Origin of the sequence: Micrococcus sp. GbtcB5, from assembly GCF_019091605.1 — a bacterium.
Classification (GTDB): domain Bacteria; phylum Actinomycetota; class Actinomycetes; order Actinomycetales; family Micrococcaceae; genus Micrococcus; species Micrococcus luteus.
Genome location: NZ_JAGXJK010000230.1, coordinates 1 through 263, shown reverse-complemented (window position 1 = coordinate 263; position 263 = coordinate 1). Strand labels below are relative to the sequence as shown.

The following is a 263-nucleotide window of genomic DNA, read 5'->3' as shown; positions in this document are numbered from 1 at the left end:
ACGCTCCGCGACCGCGGCCCGCACCAGCCCCGCCGTCTCGACGAACCCCCGCCACCGGTCCGACCCCGCCACCCGGATGTTGAGCCAGCCCTGACGCAGGAACACCGCGCCCCGGCGGGTGTCCTTGCCGACCTGCGCGGCGCCGTCGTGGGTCTTGCCCTCGTAGTGGATCGCGAACCGCCACCGCCGGTAGCCGAGGTCCGCGCTGGCGGGGGGCCACAGCGGGGAGGCGGGGTCCCAGAGCGCGATCTGCAGGGCCGGGC

General features: G+C 76.8%; 1 pseudogene. It reads right to left on the bottom strand.

Annotation, left to right across the window (positions count from 1 at the left end):
• A pseudogene (locus tag KVS67_RS12160) lies at positions 1-263 on the bottom strand (hypothetical protein); the annotation flags it as partial.